The sequence below is a fragment of the Pseudomonas fluorescens genome, assembly GCF_900636825.1.
Taxonomy (GTDB): domain Bacteria; phylum Pseudomonadota; class Gammaproteobacteria; order Pseudomonadales; family Pseudomonadaceae; genus Aquipseudomonas; species Aquipseudomonas fluorescens_BG.
This window is the reverse complement of record NZ_LR134318.1, coordinates 1661876-1686745: the sequence shown is the minus strand read 5'-3', so window position 1 is coordinate 1686745 and position 24870 is coordinate 1661876. Positions and strand designations below refer to the sequence as shown.

22 protein-coding genes are annotated in these 24870 nt (G+C 60.2%); all 22 read right to left on the bottom strand.

The features are described 5' to 3' along the window. Positions 1 to 2: 2 nt before the first annotated feature. The 22 genes from fliI to EL257_RS07600 all read right to left on the bottom strand — a co-directional run bounded on the left by fliI (position 3) and on the right by EL257_RS07600 (position 24850). Complete coding sequence (gene fliI / locus EL257_RS07705; RefSeq protein WP_126361252.1) at positions 3 to 1361, bottom strand: flagellar protein export ATPase FliI; 1359 nt, start codon at positions 1359 to 1361, stop codon at positions 3 to 5. Next, entirely contained in the window at positions 1351 to 2157 is an 807-nt protein-coding gene (gene fliH / locus EL257_RS07700) for a flagellar assembly protein FliH (protein WP_126361250.1), read from the bottom strand. Before fliH ends, fliI begins: the two co-directional genes overlap by 11 nt. 4 nt (positions 2158 to 2161) lie before the next feature. Then, the gene (gene fliG / locus EL257_RS07695; protein ID WP_039761172.1) at positions 2162 to 3181 is read right to left on the bottom strand and encodes a flagellar motor switch protein FliG; all 1020 of its coding nucleotides are present in this window, start codon (positions 3179 to 3181) and stop codon (positions 2162 to 2164) included. Continuing rightward, positions 3174 to 4961 carry a flagellar basal-body MS-ring/collar protein FliF gene (gene fliF, locus EL257_RS07690; RefSeq protein ID WP_126361248.1) on the bottom strand — a complete coding sequence of 596 codons (1788 nt, stop codon included), beginning with the start codon at positions 4959 to 4961 and terminating at the stop codon, positions 3174 to 3176. The genes fliG and fliF overlap by 8 nt, the downstream gene beginning before the upstream one ends. Before the next feature lie 14 nt (positions 4962 to 4975). Continuing rightward, the gene (gene fliE, locus EL257_RS07685; RefSeq protein WP_016771081.1) at positions 4976 to 5305 is read right to left on the bottom strand and encodes a flagellar hook-basal body complex protein FliE; all 330 of its coding nucleotides are present in this window, start codon (positions 5303 to 5305) and stop codon (positions 4976 to 4978) included. Between the two features lie 127 nt (positions 5306 to 5432). Beyond that, on the bottom strand, positions 5433 to 6824 hold the full coding sequence (locus EL257_RS07680) for a sigma-54-dependent transcriptional regulator (protein ID WP_126368026.1): 1392 nt from the start codon (positions 6822 to 6824) through the stop codon (positions 5433 to 5435). 5 nt (positions 6825 to 6829) lie between these two features. Next, positions 6830 to 8041, bottom strand: a complete 1212-nt coding sequence (locus EL257_RS07675) for a sensor histidine kinase (protein WP_126361246.1) — start codon at positions 8039 to 8041, stop codon at positions 6830 to 6832. A 110-nt stretch (positions 8042 to 8151) separates the two neighbouring features. Continuing rightward, positions 8152 to 9627 carry a sigma-54 dependent transcriptional regulator gene (locus tag EL257_RS07670; RefSeq protein ID WP_126361244.1) on the bottom strand — a complete coding sequence of 492 codons (1476 nt, stop codon included), beginning with the start codon at positions 9625 to 9627 and terminating at the stop codon, positions 8152 to 8154. 173 nt (positions 9628 to 9800) lie between these two features. Beyond that, on the bottom strand, positions 9801 to 10097 hold the full coding sequence (locus EL257_RS07665; RefSeq protein ID WP_126361242.1) for a flagellar protein FliT: 297 nt from the start codon (positions 10095 to 10097) through the stop codon (positions 9801 to 9803). An 11-nt stretch (positions 10098 to 10108) separates the two neighbouring features. Next, positions 10109 to 10507 (bottom strand): flagellar export chaperone FliS, encoded by a 399-nt coding sequence (gene fliS / locus EL257_RS07660; RefSeq protein WP_126361240.1) that lies wholly within the window; start codon positions 10505 to 10507, stop codon positions 10109 to 10111. 129 nt (positions 10508 to 10636) lie between these two features. Then, positions 10637 to 12079: a flagellar filament capping protein FliD gene (fliD, locus tag EL257_RS07655; protein WP_126361238.1), complete on the bottom strand. Its 1443-nt coding sequence runs from the start codon at positions 12077 to 12079 to the stop codon at positions 10637 to 10639. An 82-nt stretch (positions 12080 to 12161) separates the two neighbouring features. Next, a complete protein-coding gene (locus EL257_RS07650; RefSeq protein ID WP_126368024.1) occupies positions 12162 to 12518 on the bottom strand; it encodes a flagellar protein FlaG in 357 nt (118 codons plus the stop codon). A gap of 72 nt (positions 12519 to 12590) precedes the next feature. Beyond that, positions 12591 to 13451: a flagellin domain-containing protein gene (locus tag EL257_RS07645; protein WP_126361236.1), complete on the bottom strand. Its 861-nt coding sequence runs from the start codon at positions 13449 to 13451 to the stop codon at positions 12591 to 12593. A gap of 242 nt (positions 13452 to 13693) precedes the next feature. Further along, on the bottom strand, positions 13694 to 13966 hold the full coding sequence (locus EL257_RS07640) for a hypothetical protein (protein WP_126361234.1): 273 nt from the start codon (positions 13964 to 13966) through the stop codon (positions 13694 to 13696). Next, positions 13963 to 15252, bottom strand: coding sequence for a motility associated factor glycosyltransferase family protein (locus tag EL257_RS07635; protein ID WP_126361232.1), 1290 nt, complete (start codon positions 15250 to 15252; stop codon positions 13963 to 13965). Before EL257_RS07635 ends, EL257_RS07640 begins: the two co-directional genes overlap by 4 nt. Positions 15253 to 15341: 89 nt before the next feature. Further along, the gene (locus EL257_RS07630) at positions 15342 to 16268 is read right to left on the bottom strand and encodes a ketoacyl-ACP synthase III (RefSeq protein ID WP_126361230.1); all 927 of its coding nucleotides are present in this window, start codon (positions 16266 to 16268) and stop codon (positions 15342 to 15344) included. A 225-nt stretch (positions 16269 to 16493) separates the two neighbouring features. After that, positions 16494 to 17546 carry a pseudaminic acid synthase gene (gene pseI, locus EL257_RS07625; RefSeq protein ID WP_126361228.1) on the bottom strand — a complete coding sequence of 351 codons (1053 nt, stop codon included), beginning with the start codon at positions 17544 to 17546 and terminating at the stop codon, positions 16494 to 16496. Then, positions 17539 to 19044: a UDP-2,4-diacetamido-2,4,6-trideoxy-beta-L-altropyranose hydrolase gene (pseG, locus tag EL257_RS07620; protein WP_126361226.1), complete on the bottom strand. Its 1506-nt coding sequence runs from the start codon at positions 19042 to 19044 to the stop codon at positions 17539 to 17541. Before pseG ends, pseI begins: the two co-directional genes overlap by 8 nt. Further along, the gene (gene pseF / locus EL257_RS07615) at positions 19041 to 19736 is read right to left on the bottom strand and encodes a pseudaminic acid cytidylyltransferase (RefSeq protein ID WP_126361224.1); all 696 of its coding nucleotides are present in this window, start codon (positions 19734 to 19736) and stop codon (positions 19041 to 19043) included. The genes pseG and pseF overlap by 4 nt, the downstream gene beginning before the upstream one ends. 6 nt (positions 19737 to 19742) lie before the next feature. Continuing rightward, the gene (gene pseC, locus EL257_RS07610) at positions 19743 to 20906 is read right to left on the bottom strand and encodes a UDP-4-amino-4,6-dideoxy-N-acetyl-beta-L-altrosamine transaminase (RefSeq protein WP_126361222.1); all 1164 of its coding nucleotides are present in this window, start codon (positions 20904 to 20906) and stop codon (positions 19743 to 19745) included. Further along, on the bottom strand, positions 20903 to 21904 hold the full coding sequence (gene pseB, locus EL257_RS07605; RefSeq protein WP_126361221.1) for a UDP-N-acetylglucosamine 4,6-dehydratase (inverting): 1002 nt from the start codon (positions 21902 to 21904) through the stop codon (positions 20903 to 20905). Before pseB ends, pseC begins: the two co-directional genes overlap by 4 nt. A 30-nt stretch (positions 21905 to 21934) precedes the next feature. Further along, the gene (locus EL257_RS07600) at positions 21935 to 24850 is read right to left on the bottom strand and encodes a glycosyltransferase family 2 protein (protein WP_126361220.1); all 2916 of its coding nucleotides are present in this window, start codon (positions 24848 to 24850) and stop codon (positions 21935 to 21937) included. Positions 24851 to 24870: the final 20 nt, after the last annotated feature.

The window sequence follows — 24870 nt, the reverse complement described above, 5'->3', positions numbered from 1 at the left end:
GGTTAGCCGCCCGCCGCAGGGGCAAACAGGGTTTCGAGATAGGCCTGACTTTCGCCCATGGTGATCTTGTCGTTGAGCCCCTGACGCTGGTATCTCACCAATTGCGGTTGCAGGGAAATCGCCAGGTCGGTCTCGCGGTCACCGCCGGCCACGTAGGCCCCGACGCTGATCAGGTCGCGACTCTGTTGATAGCGCGACCACAACTGCTTGAAGTATTGCGCGCGCTGCATCTGCTCCGGCGAGACCACCGCCGGCATCACCCGGCTGATCGATGCCTCAATGTCGATGGCCGGGTAATGCCCTTCCTCGGCCAGGCGCCGCGACAGCACGATGTGACCATCGAGCACGCCCCGCGCCGAGTCGGCAATCGGATCCTGCTGATCGTCGCCTTCGGACAGCACGGTGTAGAACGCAGTGATCGAACCCCCGCCCTTCTCCGCATTACCGGCGCGCTCCACCAGTTTCGGCAACTTGGCGAACACCGATGGCGGATAACCTTTAGTCGCCGGCGGCTCGCCGATGGCCAGGGCGATTTCCCGCTGGGCCTGGGCGAAACGCGTCAGCGAATCCATCAGCAACAGGACGTTCTTGCCCTTGTCGCGGAAATATTCGGCGATCCGCGTGCAATACATCGCCGCACGCAAACGCATCAGCGGCGCATCGTCCGCTGGCGAGGCGACGACGACCGAGCGTTTGAGACCTTCTTCACCAAGGCTGTGCTCGATGAATTCCTTGACTTCGCGACCGCGCTCACCGATCAGGCCGACGACGATGATGTCGGCCTCGGTAAAGCGCGTCATCATGCCCAGCAGCACCGATTTACCGACACCGGTACCGGCGAAAAGACCCAGACGCTGGCCACGACCGACCGTCAACAAACCATTGATGCAACGGATGCCGACGTCCAGTGGCATGCTGATCGGGTCACGGTTGAGCGGGTTGATCGTCGGGCCGTCCATCGGCACCCAGTCTTCGGCCTTCATGCCACCCTTGCCGTCCAGTGCACGGCCGGCGCCATCGAGCACACGGCCAAGCATGCTCATGCCCATCGGCAAGCGCCCGGTATCGGCGAGCGGCACCACGCGGGCGCCCGGGGCGATACCGGCGACGCTGCCAACCGGCATCAGAAAGACTTTGCTGCCGGAAAAACCCATGACTTCCGCTTCCACCTGCGACGGGTGATAGCTGTCGTCATTGATCACCAGACAACGCGTACCCATGGCGGCGCGCAAGCCTTCGGCCTCGAGGGTGAGGCCGACCATGCGCAGCAGGCGCCCTTCAAGAATCGGCGCGCCCGCCAGCTCGGTCGCCTCGGCATAGGTGCTCAGGCGCTTGGCGAAACTGGTGCGTTCAAGGCGCATCGGCAGCGTCCGCGAGCGGCGCTTCAGCAGCAGCCGCCGGTTTCACGTCTTCGGGAATATCCAGGCTCAGGTCCGCTTCGGCCGGGTGCAAGGCCTGTTCATGCAACTGATCGAACAGCTTGGCCATGACCTGCCCGACGCGCGTTTCGACGCTTGCGTCGATGCGGCTGTGCGCGGTTTCGACCCGGCAGCCGCCCGGCAACAACGCTTCGTCTTCGACAATGCGCCAGCTTTCCTCGTGACGCTCGCGCAGGGCTTTGGCCTGCTCGAAGTCTTGCGGATTGACGTACAGACGCACGTTGTCGACACCCAGCGGCAACAGCTTGAGCGCATCGCGCATGACGTGTTCGATCTGGCTGGAGTCGATGGCCAGTTCGCGCTGAATCACTTGGCGGGTAATGTGCTGCACGAGGTCGACCAGCGATTTCTCGATATGCGTGTCTTGCTCAGCGATCGGCTCGAACAGGTTGGCCATCAACAGTTCGAGGCTGGCGAGCTTGGCGTTGAGCGCCACTTCGGCTTCCTGACGAACCTTGAGCGTGGTGCTGTGGAAACCTTCCTTTTCGCCAATGGCGAAGCCCTCGTTGTAAGCCTCCTGACGGATGCTTTCGAGTTCTTCCAGGGTCAGTGGCTGGACTTCCTCCAGCGGCACTTCTTCCATTTCCGGCGGTTCGGGCTCAGGCTCCGGCTCGGGTTCCGGTTTCGGCGGATCGAAGCTGGGCAGCGCCCAGGATTCGAAGCCGCGGACATCGCGGGCGCGGATCAGATCGGTCACAGACTCGTCAGGCTTATCCATGGGCTTAGATCATTTCCTCGCCGCCCTTGCCACCGAGCACGATCTCGCCGGCTTCGGCCATACGACGGGCAATGGTGAGGATTTCCTTCTGCGCCGTTTCGACGTCGCTGACGCGCACCGGGCCTTTGGCCTCGAGGTCGTCGCGCAACAGTTCGGCGGCACGTTTGGACATGTTCTTGAAGATCTTTTCCTTGACGCCTTCGTCCGACCCTTTGAGGGCCAGTACCAGCACATCGGAAGACACTTCGCGCAGCAATGCTTGAATACCGCGATCGTCGACGTCGGCGAGGTTGTTGAACACGAACATGAGGTCTTCGATCTGACCGGACAGGTCTTCGTCGACTTCGCGAATCGAGTCCATGAGCTGACCTTCGATCGAACTGTCGAGGAAGTTCATGATATCCGCCGCACGCTTGATGCCACCCAAGGTGGTGCGCGAGGCATTCGAGTTGCCGGAGAATTGCTTCTCGAGAATCTGGTTGAGTTCTTTCAGCGCCGCTGGTTGCACGGTGTTCAACGACGACACGCGCAGGATGATGTCCAGACGCACTTTGTGATCGAAGTTGCCGAGCACTTCACCGGCCTGATCGGGATCGAGGTACGCCACCACGATCGCTTGAATCTGCGGGTGCTCGTAACGGATGACGTCGGCGACCGCGCGCGGCTCCATCCATTTCAGGCTGTCGAGGCCGCTGGTGTTGCCACCGAGCAGGATGCGGTCGATCAGGCCGTTGGCCTTGTCTTCGCCCAATGCCTGAGTGAGCATTTTGCGCACGTAATCATCGGAACCGACGCCCAGGCTGGTCTGATCGCCGACGATGTCGACGAACTCGCTCATCACCTGTTCGACCTGCTCACGGTGGACATTGCCCATCTGCGCCATGGCCACGCCGACACGCTGGACCTCTTTTGGGCCCATGTGGCGCAGCACTTGCGCAGCATCGGTCGAACCGAGGGACAGCAGCAGAATCGCGGCTTTGTCGACCTTGGTCAGTTTGACGGCGGCGGCTCGGTTATCACTCATCTGCGTTAATCCACTCTTTTACGACCTGAGCCACGCGACCCGGGTCTTCAGCTACCAGACTCTTGATTGCATTCAGTTGCGCGTCGTAACCCTCGCTCGGGCTCGGCAGCAGAATGCTCTGCGGACCACCGAGGCTCACGCGGTCGTTGGCCAGTTCGCCGTCCAGGCCGCCCATGCCACCAAGTTCCACGTCGCTGCCCAGACCGGCCAGCTCCTTGCCTTTGCCGCCGCCGGTGATGTTGTTAAGCACCGGACGCAGCACACCAAACACCAGCACGAGGATGAACAACACACCCAGTACTTGTTTGACGATGTCCCAGAACCATGGCTGGGAGTAGAACGGAATATCGGCGATCACTTCGCCCCGCTCAGCGGAGAACGGCATGTTGATCACGCTGACGCTGTCACCACGGCTGGCGTCGAAACCGACGGCGTCCTGCACCAGGCGAGTGAAGCGCGCCAATTCGTCGGCACTCCACGGTGCGCGGGTGGTTTCACCGTTGGCGGCGTTGACCTTGACTTGATCGTCGACCACAACCGACACCGACAGACGATTCAGGCGACCCTGCTGTTGTTTGGTGTGGCTGATGGAACGGTCGAGCTCGAAGTTCTTGGTCGATTGCAGACGCTTGTCCGCCGGATACGGTGCGAGCATTGGCTGGCCGGTGGCCGGGTCCATGATCTGCTGACCGTTGGCATCAACCAGCGGCTGACCCGGCTGGATCATGCCGGCTGGTGCAGCTGCGCCGCCGGTGGTTTGCGGGGCCGAAGCCGGCGCCGGTGGCTGGTTGCTCAGAGCACCCGGCACACCTTGCGGGCCATTGCTGGCGGTGCGTTGTTCATTGACCGATTGCTCGCTGCGCAACGCCGGTTGATCCGGGTTGAACTGCTCGGCAGTCGATTCGACGGCACTGAAATCGACGTCGGCCGAGACTTCAGCCTTGTAGCGATCATTGCCCAGTACTGGTTGCAGAATGTTGTGCACGCGCTGGGTCAGCATGCTTTCCATGCGGCGGCTGTAATCGAATTGCTTGCCGGCCATGGTCATTTCGGAGTTTTCCGCCTGATCGGAGAGCAGGTTGCCCTTCTGATCGACGACGGTGATCTGCGATTTGCTCAACTCGGGAACGGAGGTCGCCACCAGATTGATGATCGCCACCACTTGGCCCGGCTCAAGCGAACGACCGCTGTACAGCTCGACCAACACCGAAGCGCTCGGCTTGCGCTCATCACGCACGAACACCGAACTCTTTGGAATCGCCAGGTGTACGCGAGCGCCCTTGACGTTGTTCAGGCTGGAAATGGTGCGCGCCAGTTCGCCTTCGAGGCCGCGACGATAACGGGTCGCTTCCATGAACTGGCTGGTGCCCAGACCCTGTTCCTTGTCGAGGATTTCAAAACCGATGTTGCCATCGCTGGGAGTGACACCAGCGGCCGCGAGCTTGAGACGCGCACGGGACAGGTCATCGGCCTTGACCAGCAAGGCGCCAGAGTTCGGTTCGACGTTGTATGGAATATCCGCGGCGGCCAAAGTCTCCATGACTTGCTTGGCGTCCAGGCCGGCAAGGCTGCCGTACAACGGACGGTAATCCGGCTGCTGCGACCACAGCACCACGGCAAAGCCAATCGCCACGCTCGCCGCCAGACCGACCAACAGGCCGACCTGACGCAGCACGGTCATCTGGGAAAGATTTTCCAGAAAGGACAGGCCGAACAGCGGCGGTTTGCCGTCGATCGGGGTGGCCTTGGCCGGAACGTTATCAGCGACTGCTTCTGCCATGACTTATTTCGCCCTTAAACCGGCATCTGCATGATGTCTTGATAAGCCTGAACCAGCTTGTTGCGCACCTGGGTCAGAGCCTGGAACGACACGCTGGCTTTCTGCGACGCAATCATCACGTCGGTCAGGTCGACACCGCTCTTGCCGATCTCGAATGCGTTGGCCAGTTGAGTCGACGCCTGCTGGGTATCGCTGACTTTATTGATGGCCTGACCGAGCATGTCGGAAAAGCTGCTGCCAGCGATTTCAGGGACAGCGGCAGTCGATTTGCGCGCAGACATGGCATCCACTTTCATGGCCTGCATGTCCATCATCAACCGATTAAATTCAATACCTTGGCTCATGGTCTACTCTCTTGGGCGGCCCGCATTTTTTTGACACTCACTCGGCGGATACACAGGTATTAGCAACAAGGGTGCCATCTCATGGGCACCCCTTCAGAAAAGCATTCTGGATGTATGGCGTTACAGGTTACGTCGCGAACAAATAGCCTTCGACGTCCATTCCCGCATCACGCATTTGCGCCAGTTTGTAGCGCAAGGTCCGCGGGCTGATGCCGAGCTTTTCGGCCGCTTCCTTGCGGCGGCCACGTTCGGCGCGCAAGGTATCAATGATCATCTGAAACTCCCGGCGGCGCAGGTCATCGCCCAATGCGCCGGCCGAATCCACGTCGATTTCGACTTCACGAATCACGGCTGACGACGGCGCTGGGATTGGCAACGCAGCAAATGTCACCGAACCGGCGAGACAGAAATCCTGCGGCTGGATCAAACCGCCCTGCTGCAGAATCAGCGCGCGCTGAATTGCGTTGTCCAGCTCACGCACATTGCCCGGCCACGGGTAAGCGGTCAGGCACGCCTGCGCTTCAGGCGACAGTTTCGCCGCCGCGTGCTTCATTTTATTGACGTGCTTGGCCAACAACTTTTCGGCCAGCGGCAGGATATCGGCAGTGCGCTCGCGAAGTGGACGCCACGCCAGGGGGAAAACCGACAAGCGGTAAAACAGGTCTTCCCGAAAGCGCCCCGCCGCGACTTCGCCGGCCAGATCGCGGTTGGTGGTCGCGACCACGCGAATGTCCAGGCTGATCGGCTTGCGCGCGCCCACTCGCTCAACCTCACGCTCCTGCAAAACACGCAGAAGCTTGGCTTGCAGACCCAAGGGCATTTCGGAAATTTCATCGAGCAGAATGGTGCCGCCATCTGCCTGCTCGAACTTGCCGGCCTGCGCAGCGATGGCCCCCGTGAACGAGCCCTTCTCGTGGCCGAATAACGTCGCTTCAAGCATGTTGTCCGGGATCGCTGCACAGTTGATTGCAACGAACGGCTGATCGACACGGGGCGATTGCTGATGAATGTAGCGCGCGAGCACTTCCTTGCCCGTGCCGGATTCGCCAGAAATCAATACCGTCGAATCGCTGCGCGCAACGCGTGTGGCAAGGTCGAGCAACTGCACACTGGCAGGTTCCACCGCTATCGGACCTTCGGTGTCGCTGGCGCCGATCCGGCCCAGCGCATGCCGCGCCACCAGATCCAGCAGTGCCTTGGGTTCAAACGGTTTGACCAGATAATCCGCCGCCCCTTGGCGCATCGCATCGACCGCGCGTTCGACGGCGCCATGCGCAGTCATCAGCAACACCGGCAACTGCGGCTGACGCGCGCGCAACAGTGCGAGCAGTTGATGCCCATCCATTCCAGGCATGTTGACGTCGCTGACTACCAGACTGAACGCTTCGCGGGCCACCGCCGTCAGCGCTTCTTCCGCGCTGCCGACCGCTTGATAATCATGGCCGGCGAGCAGCAGCGTATCGGCCAGTGCTTCGCGCAATGAACGGTCATCTTCGACCAGCAACACCTTGATGCCCATGACGTTCACTCAGCTCCCTGGACAGCGGAAAACAGCGGCAGGGTCACTTGCGCACAGGTGCCGCGCCCGACTCGCGAGCGCAACTGCAATTCTCCTTGATGCGCCCGTGCAACCGCTTGGACAACGGTCAGGCCGAGGCCGGTGCCTGTCACTTTGGTGGTAAAGAATGGCTCGCCCAACCGCGCCAACACTGCGGGCTCGATGCCGCTGCCGCTGTCGCTGATGCACAGGCGCAGAGTGTGATCACGTGTATAGCAATGCACTTTCAGGCGCGCGTTACCGCCACTGGCCTGAATCGCGTTCTCGATCAGGTTCAGCAGCGCTCCGACCAGCGTGTCGCGATTGCACAGCAACTCACCGTCATGGCTGTCGCATTGCCAGCGAATCGGCAGATCCTGCACATGAGTGAGCGCCGCCGCTTGCAGCGCTTGCATCAAAGCGTTGGGAGTAATGCGATCGGTCAGCGGCAGCTCGCCACGGGCAAACACCAGCATGTCGCGCACCTGATGCTCGAGTTCGTGCAGCCGTTCTTTCAGGCGGCCGGCGAAGCGCTGCTGGGTGTCGACCGGTAATTGCTGCTCAGTCAAATGACTGGCGTAGAGCAACGCGGCGGACAGCGGCGTGCGAATCTGGTGGGCGAGCGAGGCGACCATGCGCCCTAACGACGACAAACGCTCGTGCCGCGCCAGTTGATCCTGCAGATGACGGGTTTCAGTCAAATCGTTAAGCAGCACCAACTGCCCCGGCTCGGCATCCAGCGAGCGAGTGGAAATCGACAGGCGTCGACCGTTTTTCAAGGAAATTTCGTGACCATCGTCTTCGCGCGGAGCGAAGCAGCGCGCAATCACGTGGCGCCACAGCTCACCTTCCAGCGGCGAGCCCAGCAAGTCGATGGCAGCGGGATTGGCTTCGCGCACCAGGCCGTGGCCGTCGATGACGATTACGCCGCCGGGCAACAGGTCGAGGAGGTTTTGCAGCCGATTGGCCAAGCGCTCTTTTTCCGCGAGTTCCTGCATGCGCTGGGCACTGACCACGGCCAGTTCACCCTTGAGCTCGGTGACCCGCGCTTCCAACATGCTGTAGGAGTCGGTCAACTGGCTCGACATCTGGTTGAACAGCTGGAACGCGTGCTCAAGTCCCTGACGGCTTGCCTGCTCTACGGACGAGGGTTGCCCCACGATATTGGAGGCAGAAGAGATCTGGGCGGCTTGGGGCATTGTGCTCTCTCGCTTGGCTGACCGTCAGTGAAACGGAACGTTGCGAGGGATGTAGCAATACCCGTGCCTAAAAAAAATCGCTTATAAATGAAGGAATTGAAAAACAGGCGTCAATCATCCGCCTGTTCATCACCTTCGCGCCGGCTCATGCCGTATTTGCGCATCTTCTCCACCAGCGTGGTGCGACGAATGCGCAGCCGTTCGGCAGCACGCGCCACGATGCCATTGGCGTCGTCGAGCGCCTGCTGAATCAAGCCCTGCTCCAGACCACCGAGATAATCCTTGAGGTCCAGGCCTTCCGGCGGCAGCAGTGCATTGGCGCTGAAGTCCGGCGTGTGGCCGTTGATTGCCACGCGCTCTTCCAGATCGCTGCGCAGGCTGTCGACCATTTGCTCGTCTTCGTCATCGACGTAGCGGAATTTCTTCGGCAACTCGACCACGCCGATCACCCCGTACGGATGCATGATCGCCATGCGCTCGACCAGGTTGGCCAACTCGCGAACGTTGCCAGGCCAGCCGTGACGGCACAGCGACATGATGGCGGCGGAGTTGAAGCGGATCGAACCGCGCTTCTCGTGCTCCATGCGCGAGATCAGCTCGTTCATCAGCAACGGAATATCTTCGACGCGCTCACGCAACGGCGCCATCTCGATCGGGAACACGTTCAGGCGATAGTAAAGGTCTTCGCGGAAGGTGCCGATCTCGATCATGCTTTCGAGATTCTTGTGCGTTGCAGCGATGATGCGCACGTCGACGCTCTGGGTCTTGTTGCTGCCCACACGCTCGAACGTACGTTCCTGCAGAACGCGCAGCAGCTTGACCTGCATTGGCAGTGGCATGTCGCCGATTTCGTCGAGAAACAGCGTGCCGCCGTTGGCCAGCTCAAAGCGCCCGGCACGGCTGGTGATTGCTCCGGTGAAGGCGCCTTTTTCATGGCCGAACAATTCACTCTCGAGCAGTTCCGCGGGGATCGCCCCGCAGTTGACGGGCACGAATGGCCCGTCGCGGCGCTTGGAATGGTAATGCAGGTTGCGGGCGACCACTTCCTTGCCGGTGCCGGACTCGCCAAGGATCAGCACGCTGGCGTCGGTGTCGGCCACTTGCTGCATCATCTGACGCACGTGCTGGATCGCACGACTGGTGCCGACGAGGCTGCGGAACAGGTTGGGTTCGCGATGACGGCCGCGCTCGCGGGCCTGGTCATACATCTCGCGATAGACCTGGGCACGGTGCAGTGAGTCAAGCAATTTGCTGTAGCTGGGCGGCATCTCGAGGGTCGAAAGCACTCGACGACGTTGGTCTTCAGGCAAGTCAACGGAAGAATTATCGCCCATTAACAAAACCGGAAGGAACTCATCCCAGGTTGAGAGTGTCTTTAGCAAGCCCAAAAGTGCACCAAGAGCATTGACCGTCCCGATCAGTACACAGATGACCTCACGACTAGACGACAAAGAGCCGACTGCCTGCTGCCAGTCATGGCTGCCGCAGGGTAAATTTTCTTCGCCAAGAAAATTTAAAATCACCGCCAGGTCGCGGCGGCGGACGCTATCGTCATCGATCAGCAGAATTTTGGTTTCACGCCACATGCAATAGCAACTTCCCTAGTCAACTCAATGCCCGAAAATTAGGGGCAAGCGAGACGCTTGCAGGACACCATGTGCCTGTAGACGCCCTAAACCTGATAATAGCCACTAGTTAAGTCAAAAAACCGTGCACAGTCAAATTTATGGCGCACATCTCTGGTTTAACTGACGGTTAATCAACCAAACAGATGGTAAACCTTTGCCGCGTTTTGCGCTTGGGTGATCTGCGACATTTCATTGGCTATTGCCTGCCGCTCCCCCATCGCCACTTCGAGCAGATCTTTGTATACGTGGAGCAGCTCTTCAAGATTGTCGCGCAATGCGACTTCATCCAGCGAAGCTTCAGCCATGACGTCTTCCATGCAGGAACGGCAAGCCAGATCCAGTTCGCCGATGGCTTCCCAGTTTCGCTCGGCCAACGCTCCGACCAATGCTTCACGGGTATCGGCGATTCGCTGCAATACAAGACTCATGGTGATCTCCTTCAGAACTGCGGCGCCGGCACGGGCGCAATGGCGTCCCAGCCTTCTTTTACCGTACTCAGCAGGCCTGCAACCTCATCGAGAATGCGTGGATCACTGCTGATGTTCGCCTCGGCGAGACGCTTCATCATGTAGATATACAACCCGTCCAGATCCGCCAGCGTGTCCGCGCTGTTTTCCAGATCCAGGCCTTCGCGAAGACCGCTGACGATGCCAATCGCCTTGCTGATGGCAGTGCACTTGGCAGGCACATCCTTGCGCTCGATGGCGCCTTTGGCCTGAGCGATACGGGAAAGACCACCTTCCATCAACATTTGCACCAGGCGGTGCGGGCTCGCTTCGGACGTCTGCGCGTGAGCGCCGACTTTCTGATATTGCCGAAGGGCTAACATTGGGTTCATGTTCTACCTCATTGCCACAATGACTCGTATAACCAGTGTATCGCCAACGAATCGGAAAACTTTAGATCAAAAGACAAAAACCCGGCGCACGCCGATAAAGCGTAGCCGGGTTTTTGTCGCAATTGCAGCTTACTTCGCGGACTGCTGAGCGTTCAGCGAGCTGAAGAACGACGTGATGTTGCTCGCCGTCGCCTTCATCTGCCCTACCAGCAAATCCATGGCGTTGTATTTCGCGGTCAACGTCTTGGTCAGGTTGGCAACACGCAGATCCAGCGCCAACTGCTGGTTGGTAAGGGTGCGCGTGTTGTTGGTCAGAATGGTCAGACGCTGATCCAGCAAACCGCTGGTGGACTTACCATCGGCAGAAGCTTTGAGATACGGGTCGACCGCCTTGCTCATCCGCGCCAGCAGACCATTGGTATCGTTGGTTCCGGAGAACAGTTGCTGAACCTGGCCAGTCATGCCCGGCTGAGCCATGGCTTTGGTGAACGCCGCGCTGTCCAGCGTCAACTTGCCAGTGTCACGATCGGTCAGAACGCCGATCTGCGACAACACAGACAGATCGCCTGGTGACGAAGTGGTCAACTGAGCGCGAAGATCGGCAAGCAGCGTGCGCGGCATGGAGTCGCCGGTAAACGCCGCTTGCACCGTCAGCCTGCCATCTTCGTCCGGCGTCGCCTTGGACAGCGTGTCGATGGTGGTCTTCAGCGTGTTAAAGGCATCGACGAATGCCTGGACCGAGGACTGCAGACCCTTGGTGTTGGTGTCGACAGTCACTTTCACCGCGGTGGGACTGGCTTCGACCAGGTTCATGGTCAGGCCGCTCACGGCGCCGGTCACGGTGTTGCTCTTGCTGGTCACGGTCAGACCGTCGATGGTCAGCTTGGCGTCCATTGCGACAGAACCCACAGAACCCGAATCACCGGCAGCCGGTGTCGACGACATCACTTTGGTGCCATCGATTGCCAGACCGGCGATGCCGCTGGTCGAAAGGTCGGAGCCGGCGCCCGTCTTGTTCGAGCTGATCACCAGACGCGACGCGCCCGTGCTGTCAGTCACGATGTTGGCAGAAATACCATTGGTGCCCTGCTGGGTGTTGATAGCGTCCCGAGTGCTCTGCAACGTGGCATTGGCAGGAATCGTGACGTTGTAATCAGTGCCATTCTGACTGATTTTCAGGGTACCACTCGGAATGGCACTGGCCGCACCGCCGGCAAACGATGCACTGGCCACTTTCGAGCCGGTCGCCAGGTTGTTAACCACAACACTGTAAGTGCCGGATACGGCAGTGTTGTCGGAGGTCGCGGTCAGCGTGGCCGGAGTACCCGAAGTCGCCGTGTAGCCGGCAAACGCAGGGTTGGTCTTGCTGCCCAGATCGGTCATCGCCTTCTGGTAAGCGGCCAGGGCGCTTTTCAAGGTACCGATACCGGAGATCTTCAGGGTATTGGTTTTGGTCGCGGAGTCGATCTGGGTCTGCTTGGCAGACTTGTCGGCGTTGACCAGCGCAGTCACGATCGCGCCGATGTCCAGGCCGGAACCCAGTCCGGAACCCGGTAGAATTGGACTTGCCATGTGCATCTCCCTTCAGTTTGCTGCCAGTCTTTTGACCCCTGTCGGCATCATCAAGAAAGACAGACACTATTCATGCCAGCTATCAGACCTTGGCGTCGAACAACACATGACTTGCGTTGGCGAGGCTGTCTGCGAGCTTGAGCGCTTCTGCGGAAGGAATCTGTCGAACGACTTCACCCGTCTCGCTTGCGATCACCTTGACGATGACCTTGCCGGAATGCTCGTCGATCGAGAACTCCAGATTGCGCTTGATCGATTGAACAAACTTCTCGATCTCTTGCACCGCCAGTTTCAACTTGGCGTCGTCCGATTCCTGACTCTTGGCAGCGACCGGCGCTTCAGTCTTGGCAACTTTAGGCGTTTCTGACGGCTTGTCAGCAACCGGTGGCACTGGCTTGGGAGCAGGATAAGACAGGTTAAGCTTTACGCTCATGTCCATGCCCATCACCTCTCAACGTAAAAAAGCGAGAGAGCACGACAAGCGCACTCCCCCGCTCAAACTTGTTCCGAATTACTGAAGCAGCTTCAGTACAGCGGAAGGCAGTTGGTTGGCTTGAGCCAGAACCGAAGTGGAAGCTTGCTGCAGAGTTTGCTGCTTGGTCAGGTTAGCAGTTTCTGCGGCGAAGTCGGTGTCCTGTACACGACCCTGAGCAGCGGTGGTGTTTTCAGTGATGTTCTGCAGGTTGGAGATGGTGCTGGTCAGACGGTTTTGCGAAGCACCGAGGCTGGCGCGGGTTGCACCGATCGAAGCGATAGCGGCGTCGATTGCAGTGATCGCGTTGTCGATGTTCTGCGAAGCCGAACCAGCGCCAGTACCCGAAGTACCGGTCAGAACTACAGTGCCGCTACCAACCGACAGGCTGACGGCGTCGAACTTGGAGCTCAGTACCAGGTCGATGTGGTTAGCCGAACCGGTGTTCGCGCCTACTTGCAGGGTCACAGTACCAGCCGAACCGTCCAGCAGGTTTTTGCCGTTCAGGTTGGTAGCCGCGGAGATACGGGTGATTTCGTCAGACATCTGAGCGAATTCAGCGTTGGTTGCGGTCTGGTCAGCAGTGCCGTTGGTACCGTTACGTGCTTTAACAGCCAGTTCACGCATACGCTGCAGGATGTCGGTCGAAGCTTGCAGAGCGCCTTCAGCGGTCTGAGCTACGGAGATACCGTCGTTGGCGTTCTGGATAGCCTGGGTGTTACCGCGGATCTGCGAAGACATACGGTTGGAGATTTGCAGGCCAGCGGCGTCATCTTTAGCGCTGTTGATTTTCAGGCCGGAAGACAGGCGCTGCATCGAGGTGGACAGAGCGTCGGAAGCGCGGTTCAGGTTTTTCTGAACGTTCAACGATGTGGTGTTGGTGTTTACTGTTAAAGCCATGACGAATTCCTCGTTGGTTGGGTACTGCGGCTTCCGGCCCTGGCAACCGCCGGGTATGGCCTAGAGAACCTTCGTAATAGTTATCGTCGGGTTTGCAGGTTGCTTGAGGGCTTTTTAAAAAAATTTTGCCATCACCCGGCCACTCCCGAGAAAACAAAGACTTAGCAGCACATCAATCGCTGAAAAATGGCGTCATAAAACCGGCTGATCCGCAGAGCCGCGGGCCAGTGCCCCGCAGCGGTTCAGCGTCGGGCCGTTTCCAGCAATTCAACCAGCTCATATTCCAGATAGTCAGCAAGGCCCAACCAGTCCTGCCGTTCCTGGCACTCGAGCATTGAGGTGAGTAACTGTGCCCAACCTTGCCGCACACTTGCGGGCGCGGACGCCAGGCATTGCTGAACCTGTTCGAACACATCGACCATCGTCAGTGCAGCCTCGACGTCACGCCCCAGACGAAACAACGCCGCGCATTGACGGCACTGCGCCTGGCTCTGGCTCTGGCTCAGCGCACTCATTTCACGAACTCCGGATGGAAAGTCGTTCCGGCGATCAACGCACCCGCGCGGCTACTGTTGAGAAATTCGACCTGTGGATGCGCGGCAATGAAGCGCTCCAGCACACACAGATAACCGCGAAAATTCAGCTGCGTGCTGACGCGCTGACCATGGCCATCGTGCACCCAGTGCCGTGCCTGAGCCAGCGGTGGCCCGAGGTCGCCATCGTTCCAACCGGCATGGGTCTTGTTCATCGGGAAGGCGAAGTCAGCGCCAAACAGCGTGACCCGCGCCGCACCCATTTTCACCGCGAGATCCACCGCCGGATGGATCACGCTGCCGCCGACGTGCAACTGGCCGCGCGGATATTGTTCCGTCAGCCCGGCATAAATCGGGCTCGCCGAATATCCGCCGAAGCGCTTGCCCTTCCACGCCTTCAGCACCCGCGGGTCGCTCATCGGCAGGTACACCAGCGTGATGCCGTCAGAAGCCTCGAACGGTAGATGGCGCAAGCCGATGCGCTGATCGATGCTCACCACCAGGTCAGGTACGATGCCGTGCTCGCGCAATGGCCGATAAGCGGTATCAACGCAGATGAACAACGGGCGCTCGGGACGCTGACGGATCGCTGCCAGACGTTCGAAATGCTGCTCCAGCGTCGGCCCGGTAGCAATCACGTAGATTTCCTGGCCGGCGCAGGTGCCGAACAAATGCGCCACATCGGCATCGCCGAGCAGTACCGGCAGACAATCCTGCAAGCGCTGACGGATCTGCGGTGACTGGGGATCGAAATCGCGATTATTGAATGTCAGATGGACTTCATTGACCAGCCGGTCGCGGATCTTCGCATTGAAATCATCGGCCAGCAGCATCTCGGCCGGCAGCGCGAAGAACGGCGTGAAAAAGTCCGGGTGATCACCGGCGTAAAACAGCTCGACACGAAGATCATCCAGCCACTGCCGCTGATCGAGCAGTTGCAGGACCAGCGCGAACAGCGCGCCATTGAGGATGTGCACGTAAAGCCGCTCAAGGCTTGCACGCTCGAGCAGCACGTTAGGCAAGTCGCCGAGCCCGGTGCCATAGACGTGCAGTTGCGGTATCTCCGGCAGGCTCGCCGCTTGGGTTTGCGCCTCGCGTAGACGATCACGGCGGCTGGTCAGCTGGATACCGTCAACGCTCAGCGTAGATCCCAGCCCTTGCACGAGTTCGGCCTGCACGGCCGCACTGTCTTCCGCCAACAGACGCTCGAACAGCGTCGGCCAGCGCCGCTGCAGCACTTCGGCATTGGCCTGGAAAATCTCGCTCATGTTGCCTCACACTCCTTTTCAGGCAAAAAAAATAGCGCTCAGAGGTCAGCCTTTGAGCGCTATTTTCATATCTACCGCTTTCGACTGTCTCAAGGGCGATAAATGATCGCCGAGCCCCACGACAGCCCCACACCGAAACCGCTCAGTGCAATGCGCTGCCAGTCGGAATCGATGACGTGTTTTTCCAGCAGCAACGGAATGCTCGACGACACGGTGTTGCCGGTCTCGACCATGTCCTTGATGAATTTCTCCGGCTCGCCTTCGAAACGCCGCGCCACCGCGTCGACAATCGCCGCGCTGCCCTGGTGAATGCAGAACGCGTCGATGTCATCTGCCTTCAGCCCGGAATCATCGAGCAACTCATGCAAGTGCGCCGGGACTTTCAGCAAGGCAAAGTTGAATACCTGACGGCCGTTCATGAAGAACACGCCATCGGTGACTTTCAGGTGCGGAGCGCCAGAGCCGTCGGTGCCGAACTTGGCTTTGCCCAACGCCCAGGTCGGATCTTCGCCCATCCACGTTGCGGTGGCGGCGTCGCCAAAGAGCATGGTGGTGTTGCGGTCTTCCGGGTCGACGATTTTCGAATACGGGTCAGCGGTGATCAGCAGGCCGTTCTTCAGGCCGGCGGCTTCCATGAAGCCCTTGATCGCGTAGATGCCGTAGACGTAACCGGAGCAACCCAGCGAAATATCAAACGCCGCGACATGGGTCGGCAGGCCGAGTTTGTCCTGGACGATGGCAGCCGTGTGCGGCAGACCTTCTTCGTCACCGTTCTGGGTAACCACGATCAACGCGTCGATCGATTCACGCTTCAGTTCCGGGTTGCTGGCAAACAGCGCATTGGCCGCTTCCACGCACAGATCGGAAGTTTCCTGCTCAGCGTCTTTGCGCGGCAGGAATGCCGAACCGATCTTGCCAAGGATGAATTCTTCATCCTTCTCGAATTTTGCACCTTGTGCGTAATTGTCCACGCCGGCTACAGGAACGTAGCTCGCAATGCTTTTTATGCCAATCATTACGGCTTCCCAATAAAAAACAGCCCAAAACCACCGCTCGCAAGGATTCGAGGGGCGCCGACAAACAAAAAACGGCCGCCACAACGGGCAGCCACGGGAAGCGCAAAGGGCTATCACTGGCACCGAAAACGGCCCAGGCGCCATCTCCCCGGTCAATACAATACAGTGAAGATGCGCGTTATGACTCGCAGGTCACGCTATTTTGCCGAATCGGTGCAGATCGACTTATTCGACCAGCGACCAATCAAGCGGCGTGCCCCGCTTGATTGCGGTCCGCGCGCGACGGCCGAGAACCGCTTCGGTGTGCTTGGGCGGCAGACCGAGACCGGGGCGGATGGCGCGCAGATTGTCCGGCGAAAAAGCCTCACCGGCGGCCATATCGGCGCTGACGTACAGCGAACGGCGATAGACCAGCGACTTGCGCTCGGCTTCGGTAGGACCGTACTGCACCTGCCCCATGGCTTGCCAGGCGCGTTCGGTTTCCAGCACAAGACTGGCCATATCCGCCGGCTCCAGGGAAAAACTCGCGTCGACACCACCGGCCGAACGGTCGAGCGTGAAGTGTTTTTCTACTACCGTCGCGCCAAGCGCTACCGCCGCCACTGACACCCCGACGCCCATGGAATGATCGGACAGCCCCACCTCGCAGCCAAACAATTCACGCAAATGGGGAATAGTGCGCACGTTGCTGTTGAGCGGCGTTGCCGGGTAGGTGCTGGTGCATTTGAGCAAGACCAGATCCGTGCACCCCGCCTCGCGCGCAGCACGCACGGTTTCATCGAGTTCGGCGATGCTGGCCATGCCGGTGGAAATGATCAGCGGTTTACCGGTGGCCGCAACGCGGCGAATCAGCGGCAGATCAGTATTCTCGAAACTGGCGATCTTGTACGCCGGCACGTCGAGACTTTCGAGAAAATCCACTGCGCTGTCATCGAATGGCGTCGAGAATGCCAGCATCCCCAATTCCTTGGCCCGAGCAAAAATCGGCGCGTGCCATTCCCACGGCGTGTGGGCTTTTTCGTACAGCTCATACAGCGAAGTGCCCGCCCAAAGACTGCCCGGATCCTGGATGAAGAACTCGCCTTCGGACAAATCCAGAGTCATGGTCTCAGCGGTATAGGTTTGCAGTTTCAAAGCATGCGCGCCGGCCTTCGCGGCGGCCTCGACAATCTGCAGGGCGACGTCCAGAGACTGATTATGGTTGCCACTCATCTCTGCGATGATGAACGGCGGCGCGTCGGCACCGATGGTGTGGTTGCCGATCTTGAAACTAGGCATGCGGGTGATCCTTCAAAACACGGGTAAACGCGCAGGTTTCCTGAGTGAACCCGGCGTCGCTGAACAATTTCAGTGAGGACTGATTGGCTGGCAGGACCTGGGCGTTGATGAGCGTCAATTGCGGCCAGTGCGCGGCAACAAACGTCTCGCCACGACTCAACAGCGCCCGCCCCCAGCCAAGGCCGAAACGACCTTGCAACAGATAAACCGATACTTCGGCGGCAAACCCGCGCAAATCGTAACGCAGCACGCCGACCGGACCGTCATCCGCCTCGGCGATCAACAGCAGCCGCTGCGGATTGCGCAAACTCGCCGTCAGCCAGTTGAGGTGTTGCGACCAATTGATCACGCCCGTCTCCAGCGACCAGCGCCGCACCGCTTCGGCATTGCGTCCATCGAAGAGCAATTGCGCGTCGTCCAGCGTTGCCGGGCGCAGCTTGAGCACGGCACCGGCCAATGCGGCCGCGACCCGCTCGGCGCCACGCCCATCGACCAGTCGCCGCGAGCGCTCAGCCAGGCTGCGGCGCAGGAAATGATTGTCCACCACAAAGCCGACCGCATCCCGCAATTGCTCGACACTGACATGTTCCCGCGCTCCCATGAACACATGCGCGCCGGCCGCCGCCATCACTTCGCCGTTGGCCTGTTGGTTGTTTGCCACGGCAATACAGATCGTCGGCAAACCGAGCGCCGCGCGCTCCCAACTGGTGCCGCCGCCGGCGCCGATAAACAGATCGGCTTGCGTCATGCGCTGGTAGAAATCGCTGACGAAACTGTGCAGGCGCCAGTTCGGCCGCGTCTCGGCCAAGGCCTGCATTTGCGCCCACGCCGGGTTGTCGGCGCCGGCGATGAAGTCCACTTGCAACTCGCTGAAATCAGCCAAGGCAAGCATCGCGTGATGGGCCTGCATCGCCGCGTCGAAGCCGCCGAAATTCACCAACACCCGGCGCGCCTTCGGTCTGATTTCGATGGCTGGGCAATTGAATTCTTCACGCAGCATGGCGTAGCGCGGGCCGAGCAAAGTACGACAGCCCTGCGGCAGCAACGGCGCATAGTGTTCGCTGACACCGGACAGATTCTGATTGAGCAGCAGATCGACGCTGTAGCGTCGCGTGGCCAGATCGTCCACCGCCGCAATCCGATGCGCCCAGCGCCGCGCGGCGGTCTGCCAGTGATGATCGAGGCCGTAATGATCAGCGATGATCCAGTCGAACGCTTCTTGACCTTCAAGCAACGCCCCCAACGCCGCGATGTCGGCCTGCCACGGCAGCATCGATTCGATCGCCTGCTGCGGGTCTTCATCAGCATAACGTTCGGGCAACGCGAAGGTTTCGAAGCCCTCGGCGTTGAGCACATCCAGCCGATGTCCGGGCAGACGCCGGCAAGCGAACGCGACATGGCTGCCCTGCCCGCGCAGCACCCGCGCCAGCGTCAGGCATCGGGCAATGTGGCCGCTGCCGATGGTCGGCGAAGCGTCGGCGCGGATCAGCACTCTCATGACAGTTCTCCGCCGGCCTTGAGCGCGGCGTACAGGTATTCGGCGCGCTGCCAGTCTTCAGGCGTGTCGATATCCTGCACCAGATGGCGCGGCAGGATTACCGGCAGACTCGCCGGCGAAAACAGCGTCTCGCCACGCAACCACGCTGCGCTGCGGCCCCAGTAAAACTGCCCGGCATCCTGAAACGCTTCGGGCAGGTCCTGCGAACGGGTGTGGCGAAACTCGGGATACATCGAAGTCAAGGCGCCCTCTCCGTCGAGGGTCAACGCGCGCTGCACCGGGAAACCGAACCTACACACCGAAAAGGCAAACGATCTGGACGGATGCCGCGCGAGCAACTCCAGCCCCTTGCGCAGATAGCGCGCCTGCAGCAACGGCGCCGTGGCGTAAATGCAGCAGGCGTAATCGAAGGCCGGCAGGTGCTGCAAGGCATGCACGATCACCGCAGCCGTGCCGGTGAAGTCATCCGCCAGATCGGCGGGACGCATGAACGGCACCTCGGCGCCATTAGCCCGGGCGATCTCGGCAATTTCCTCATCGTCGGTGCTGACCACAACCGCCTTGAACAGCCCTGAGTCCAGCGCGGTGCGGATCGAGCGGACGATCATCGGCACACCGTCGAACAGCTTGAGATTCTTGCGCGGGATGCGCTTGCTGCCACCACGGGCGGGAATGATCGCAACGCAGCTCACGGTGCCTTACTCCTCAAGCAGCAGTCGGCGGAGTTGTTCGACCACCTGCTCCTGTTGTGCGTCGCTGAGCAAAGGGAACAGCGGCAAGCTGATCGCCTCGGCGTAGTAACGTTCCGCCTCGGGGAAATCCCCTTCGGCAAAACCCAGGTCGCGATAGTAAGGCTGCAGGTGCACGGGAATATAGTGCAGATTCACGCCGATGCCGGCTGCGCGCAAACCCTCGAACACCTGGCGATGACTGAGGTTGCAGCGCTCGGTCTGCAAGCGCACCACATACAAGTGCCACGCCGATTGCGCCTCCGGCTGTGCGCTGGGCAAGGTCAATGGCAGGTACGCCAGCAACTGATCGTAACGCGCGGCCAGTTCGCGGCGCCGCGCGACGAACTCGTCCAGTTTGCGCAGCTGCGACAACCCCAGCGCTGCTTGCAAATCAGTCATTCGGTAATTGAAGCCCAGTTCAATCTGCTGGTAATACCACGGCCCGTGACTGGGCTCGGTCATCTGCTGCGGATCGCGGGTCATGCCGTGGCTGCGCAGACGCTGCAAACGCTCGGCCAGCGCCGCTCGATTGGTCAGGACCATGCCGCCCTCGGCACTGGTGATGATTTTCACCGGATGAAAACTGAACACCGTCATCGCTGCAAACTCACCGCAACCCACCGGGCGTCCCGCGTACGATGCGCCGACCGCGTGAGAAGCGTCCTCGATCACGGTGAAGTTGTAGCGCTCGGCCAGTTCGGCAATCCTGCGCATGTCGCAGCTCTGCCCGGAGAACGCCACTGCCACCAGCACTTTCGGCAGGATGCCGTCGCGTTCGGCCTGTTCGAGCTTCGCCGCGAGGGCGAACGCATCGAGGTTCCAGGTCAGTGGATCGATGTCGACGAAATCAACCTCGGCACCGCAATAGCGTCCGCAATTGGCTGAGGCGAGAAAGGTGTTCGGCGTCGTCCACAACCGGTCGCCCGGCCCCAGACCCGCCGCCACACAGGCGATGTGCAGCGCCGCTGTGGCATTGCTCACCGCCACGGCGTAATCGGCCTGGCAACACTCGGCCATCGCCTGCTCGAAACGCTCGATGCTCGGCCCTTGGGTCAGCCAGTCGGATTGCAGCACCTCGACGACGGCGTCGATGTCTGCCTGATCAAGGCTTTGCCGACCGTAGGGAATCATTGCGAGAGCTTCGCGTGCAGGTCAGCAATCTGCTCGACCGAGAGAAAATGCGGATTGGTGTCGGAGCGATATTCGAAATCTTCGCCGACCGCCCGCCCGCGCTCACCGACGTTGTCGACGGCAAAATCGACATCGACGCTGGTGAAGCGGATCGACGGTTGAATGGTGTAGTGATCTTCAAACTCGAGGGTCATCCGCGCGTCGTCCAGCGGCACCATCAATTCATGGAGCTTTTCACCGGGACGAATGCCCACGTTCTTGCGCGGCAGATGTTCAGCCATGCCACGCGCCAGATCGACGATGCGAATCGACGGAATCTTCGGCACGAACACTTCGCCGCCGTGCATCCGCGCGAAGCTGTCGAGGACAAACTGCACGCCGTGGTCGAGAGTGATCCAGAACCTTGTCATGCGTTCGTCGGTGATCGGCAACTCCTTTGCACCATCGGCAATCAGTTTGCTGAAGAAAGGCACCACCGAGCCACGGGAACCGGCCACGTTGCCGTAGCGCACCACGGCAAATCGGGTTTCCTGCTCGCCGGCGATATTGTTCGCCGCGACGAACAACTTGTCCGAAAGCAACTTGGTCGCGCCGTACAGGTTGATCGGGCTGGCAGCTTTGTCGGTAGACAGCGCCACGACTTTCTTCACGCCATTGTCGATGGCCGCGGCGATGATGTTTTCCGCGCCATTGACGTTGGTGCGGATGCATTCGGTCGGGTTGTATTCCGCCGCCGGCACTTGCTTGAGTGCTGCTGCATGCACCACATAATCGATGCCGCGCATGGCTTGACGCAGTCGATCGGCGTCGCGCACATCACCGATGAAGTAGCGCATGCACGGCGCGTTCAAGGTCTGCTGCATCTCGTACTGCTTCAGCTCATCACGGGAAAACACCACCACGCGCTTGGGCTGGTATTGCTCGAGCAGGCGGGCGATGAATCTACGCCCGAACGAGCCGGTGCCGCCGGAGATGAAGATCGATTTTCCGTTGAACATGTGTCGATTCCTGTCTCCTGTTCGGACGATTCAAGCGAGCAACTGCGACCAGTCGAGCACCGCGCTGTCATTGAGCACAAAGCCTTTGCCGTTCAGGCTCAAGTTGGCGTTATAGGCCTGATCCTGGGCGAACGCGGCTGACCATTTTTCCTGCAAGGCCGCCAGCGCTTGCGGAGCCTCAGGCATGCTGCCCTGATGAATCACCTGCACGGCGGGTGTCCATACGGTCAGATAACCGGCCTGACCCGCGCTCAGGCACAGGTCGACATCGCTGAAGCCGTCGCCGAAGCTGCTGTCGTCCAGACCGCCCAAGGCCTCGAACAATTCTTTGCGCACCATCAGGCACACGCTCGATACCGCCGAATAGTTCTGCTCCACCGCCAGGCGATGCAAGTAGCCCTCAGCATCGTGTTTGTCGCCAACGAATGCCGAACCGACCGCACCGTTCATGCCCAGAATCAGGCCGGCCTGGCTGATCTCGCGCTCGCGGTTGATCAGTTTCGGCCCGACGACGCCGATCTCCGGGCGCAAGGCATGGTTGAGCAACGAGTCGAGCCAGTTCGGGTTGACCACTTCGGCGTCAGCCGCCAGCAGCACCAGGTACTCGCCGCGCGCCTGACGGCTGGCCGCGTTGTACAAGGCCGGTTCGTTCAGCGAGCGGTCGCTGCGCAGCACCTGGACTTTGGAGTGTTTATAAGTGCCGAGCCAGTCATTGACCGCGGCCGACTGATCAGCCGAGGTGGCGACCAGCACTTCGTACGACTGATAGCGAGTGCGCAACAACACGCCTTCGATGCAGCGTCGCAGCGCCGCAAGATCGTTGCCCGCTGGAATCATGATCGACACCAGCGGACGTTCGCTGTGGTGATAATCGATCTGGTAAATGCCGGGAACCGCCGAGGTGACCTTGGCCTTGTAGCCGCGGTTGCCCAAGTGACGCAGCAACGCCAGACGCTCGTCCGGGTTTTCCTGCAGAGTTGGCGCTTGGGTGATCAGCAGCGGCTCGTCGAGATGCGCCAGGCTGTTGAGGCCATGCTCCTCGATCAGGCGCAACAGCACGTCGAGTTCCAGTGCCTTGCCGAAGTCGGCGCGATAGCCACCGATCTCCGTCAACGCATCGCGACGTACCAGCCAGTGCCGCGCCATCAAGGTCGGCAGGCTCAGCAGCAGATCCAGATTGAAGCCCGGACGGAACACGTCCCGCAGCGCACCGTTTTCCTCGCGCTGGATTTCATCGGTCGACACAGCGCGGCAGTCGCCGGCGTTGAGCAATTCCAGACTGGCGCGCAGCAGGCCGCTGGCGGTGAATTCGTCGCCAGCCTCGGCCAGCAGCAACCAGTCGCACGGCGACTGCCGCGCGCTCTGATTGAGTTTGTCGACGAGGTTGGCCGGCGTCACCCGAACGAAGTGCAGGGTGTTCTGTGCGGTGGTCGCGGCCGGGGCTTCGCCGGTGGTGAACACGACGATGCGGAAGGCCTTGCACTGGCCTTCCAGCAAGCTATCGAGCGAGACCTGGAGCTTGTCGATGTCGTCGTCCAGATCCAGCAGGAAAATACCGAATTGCGGGCCACCGCCATTGACCGCCAGATGTTGGCCGATCGCTTCGACTTGCTGCTCGCCGGGCTTGCGCGCAGCCAGCCATTTGAGCAGGCGTCCGGACTGCGTGTTGTCCATGACCGCGTGATGATCTTCGCCGCTCAACGCCTCGAGACGCTCGATCCATGCCTGCATGTCTTGCGCTTCTTCGGCCTCGCCCATCGACGCCAGTTGCGCCGCCAGACGCTTGACCACGGTGCGGTTGAACGCGTTGAGGTCGTGGGCCTGCCACAGACGATCGAGCACACTTTCCGGCGTGTCGTTGTTGCGCGCTTGCAGCAAGTGCGCCTGGCGAGTCCAGACGCCTTCAAGGCCTTCCAATTGAATGCGTCCCGCCGGCATCGCGTGCAGCATGAATTCGAACTGTGCCAGCCGATCGAAGAACGCCTCGTTATAGAACGGCATTTCGACGTACTGCAATGGCCCGAAGCGACGATCCGGGCGTTTGAGTTCCTGATTCCAGGTGGACTGGATGATCAGTTCCGCCGTCAACGCGCGGCTCGATTGCAGGCTATCGACCATCGCTTCGAAACTTTGCAGGGCAAGCGCCTTGCCCTGTGCGGCGTCCAGACCAGTGATCGCGGTAGGCAATGCGGCGAGAAATTCGGCGAATGCCTCGCGCTCGGCCACGGACTTGGCGTCGACATAGGTCAGCGAGTGGTACACCTCGGTGCTGTGCTCGGAGACGCCATAGTTGATCTCACGGACCACGTAAGGGATCGGCAGGATTCGCGCCTTGGCGCTAGCCAGCAGGAAGTAGACATGGCCGATTTCCTGCCACTGGAAACTGGTGCCCGGCGGCAGCGCCGTATGCCAGGTTTTCATCAGGTCGGTGCGAGTCACCGCGTAAAACGGCGGGATGTACTGGCTCATGTAATCGATGACGCGATCCTGCGCGTTCTCGGACGCGTAGTCCTCCTGGACTTTCTTGTCGCGGCGGTAGTAGCTCACACCGCCGGCCAGCGTCAGGTACATCAGGCAATAGCCGTGGCACATGCCGTAATCCGGGTTGGCCTGTAGAAAGCCCACGGATTCGGTCAGCGAATCGTGCAGGATAAAATCGTCATCGGCCGCCAGCACCATGTACGGGGTGGTCAGTTGCTCCACGCCGTAAGCCAGTTTCGCTTGCATGCCCCAATAGGCGAACTGCGGCACGTGGTGATAATCGACCGAAGAAAAATCGCCCTGCGCAGGCTCGGCGGTGGAGTCCAGCACCATGATTTTGCACGGCAGGCTGCTGTAATACTTCACCGCCCGGCGCAGAAACGCCGGCCGGTTATGAGTAATAAGCACCACGGTCAACAGCTCGTTGAGCGGTTGCGTCAGTTCGGAACTGTACTTGCCTTGCATAACTTCTCTCCACAACCGGC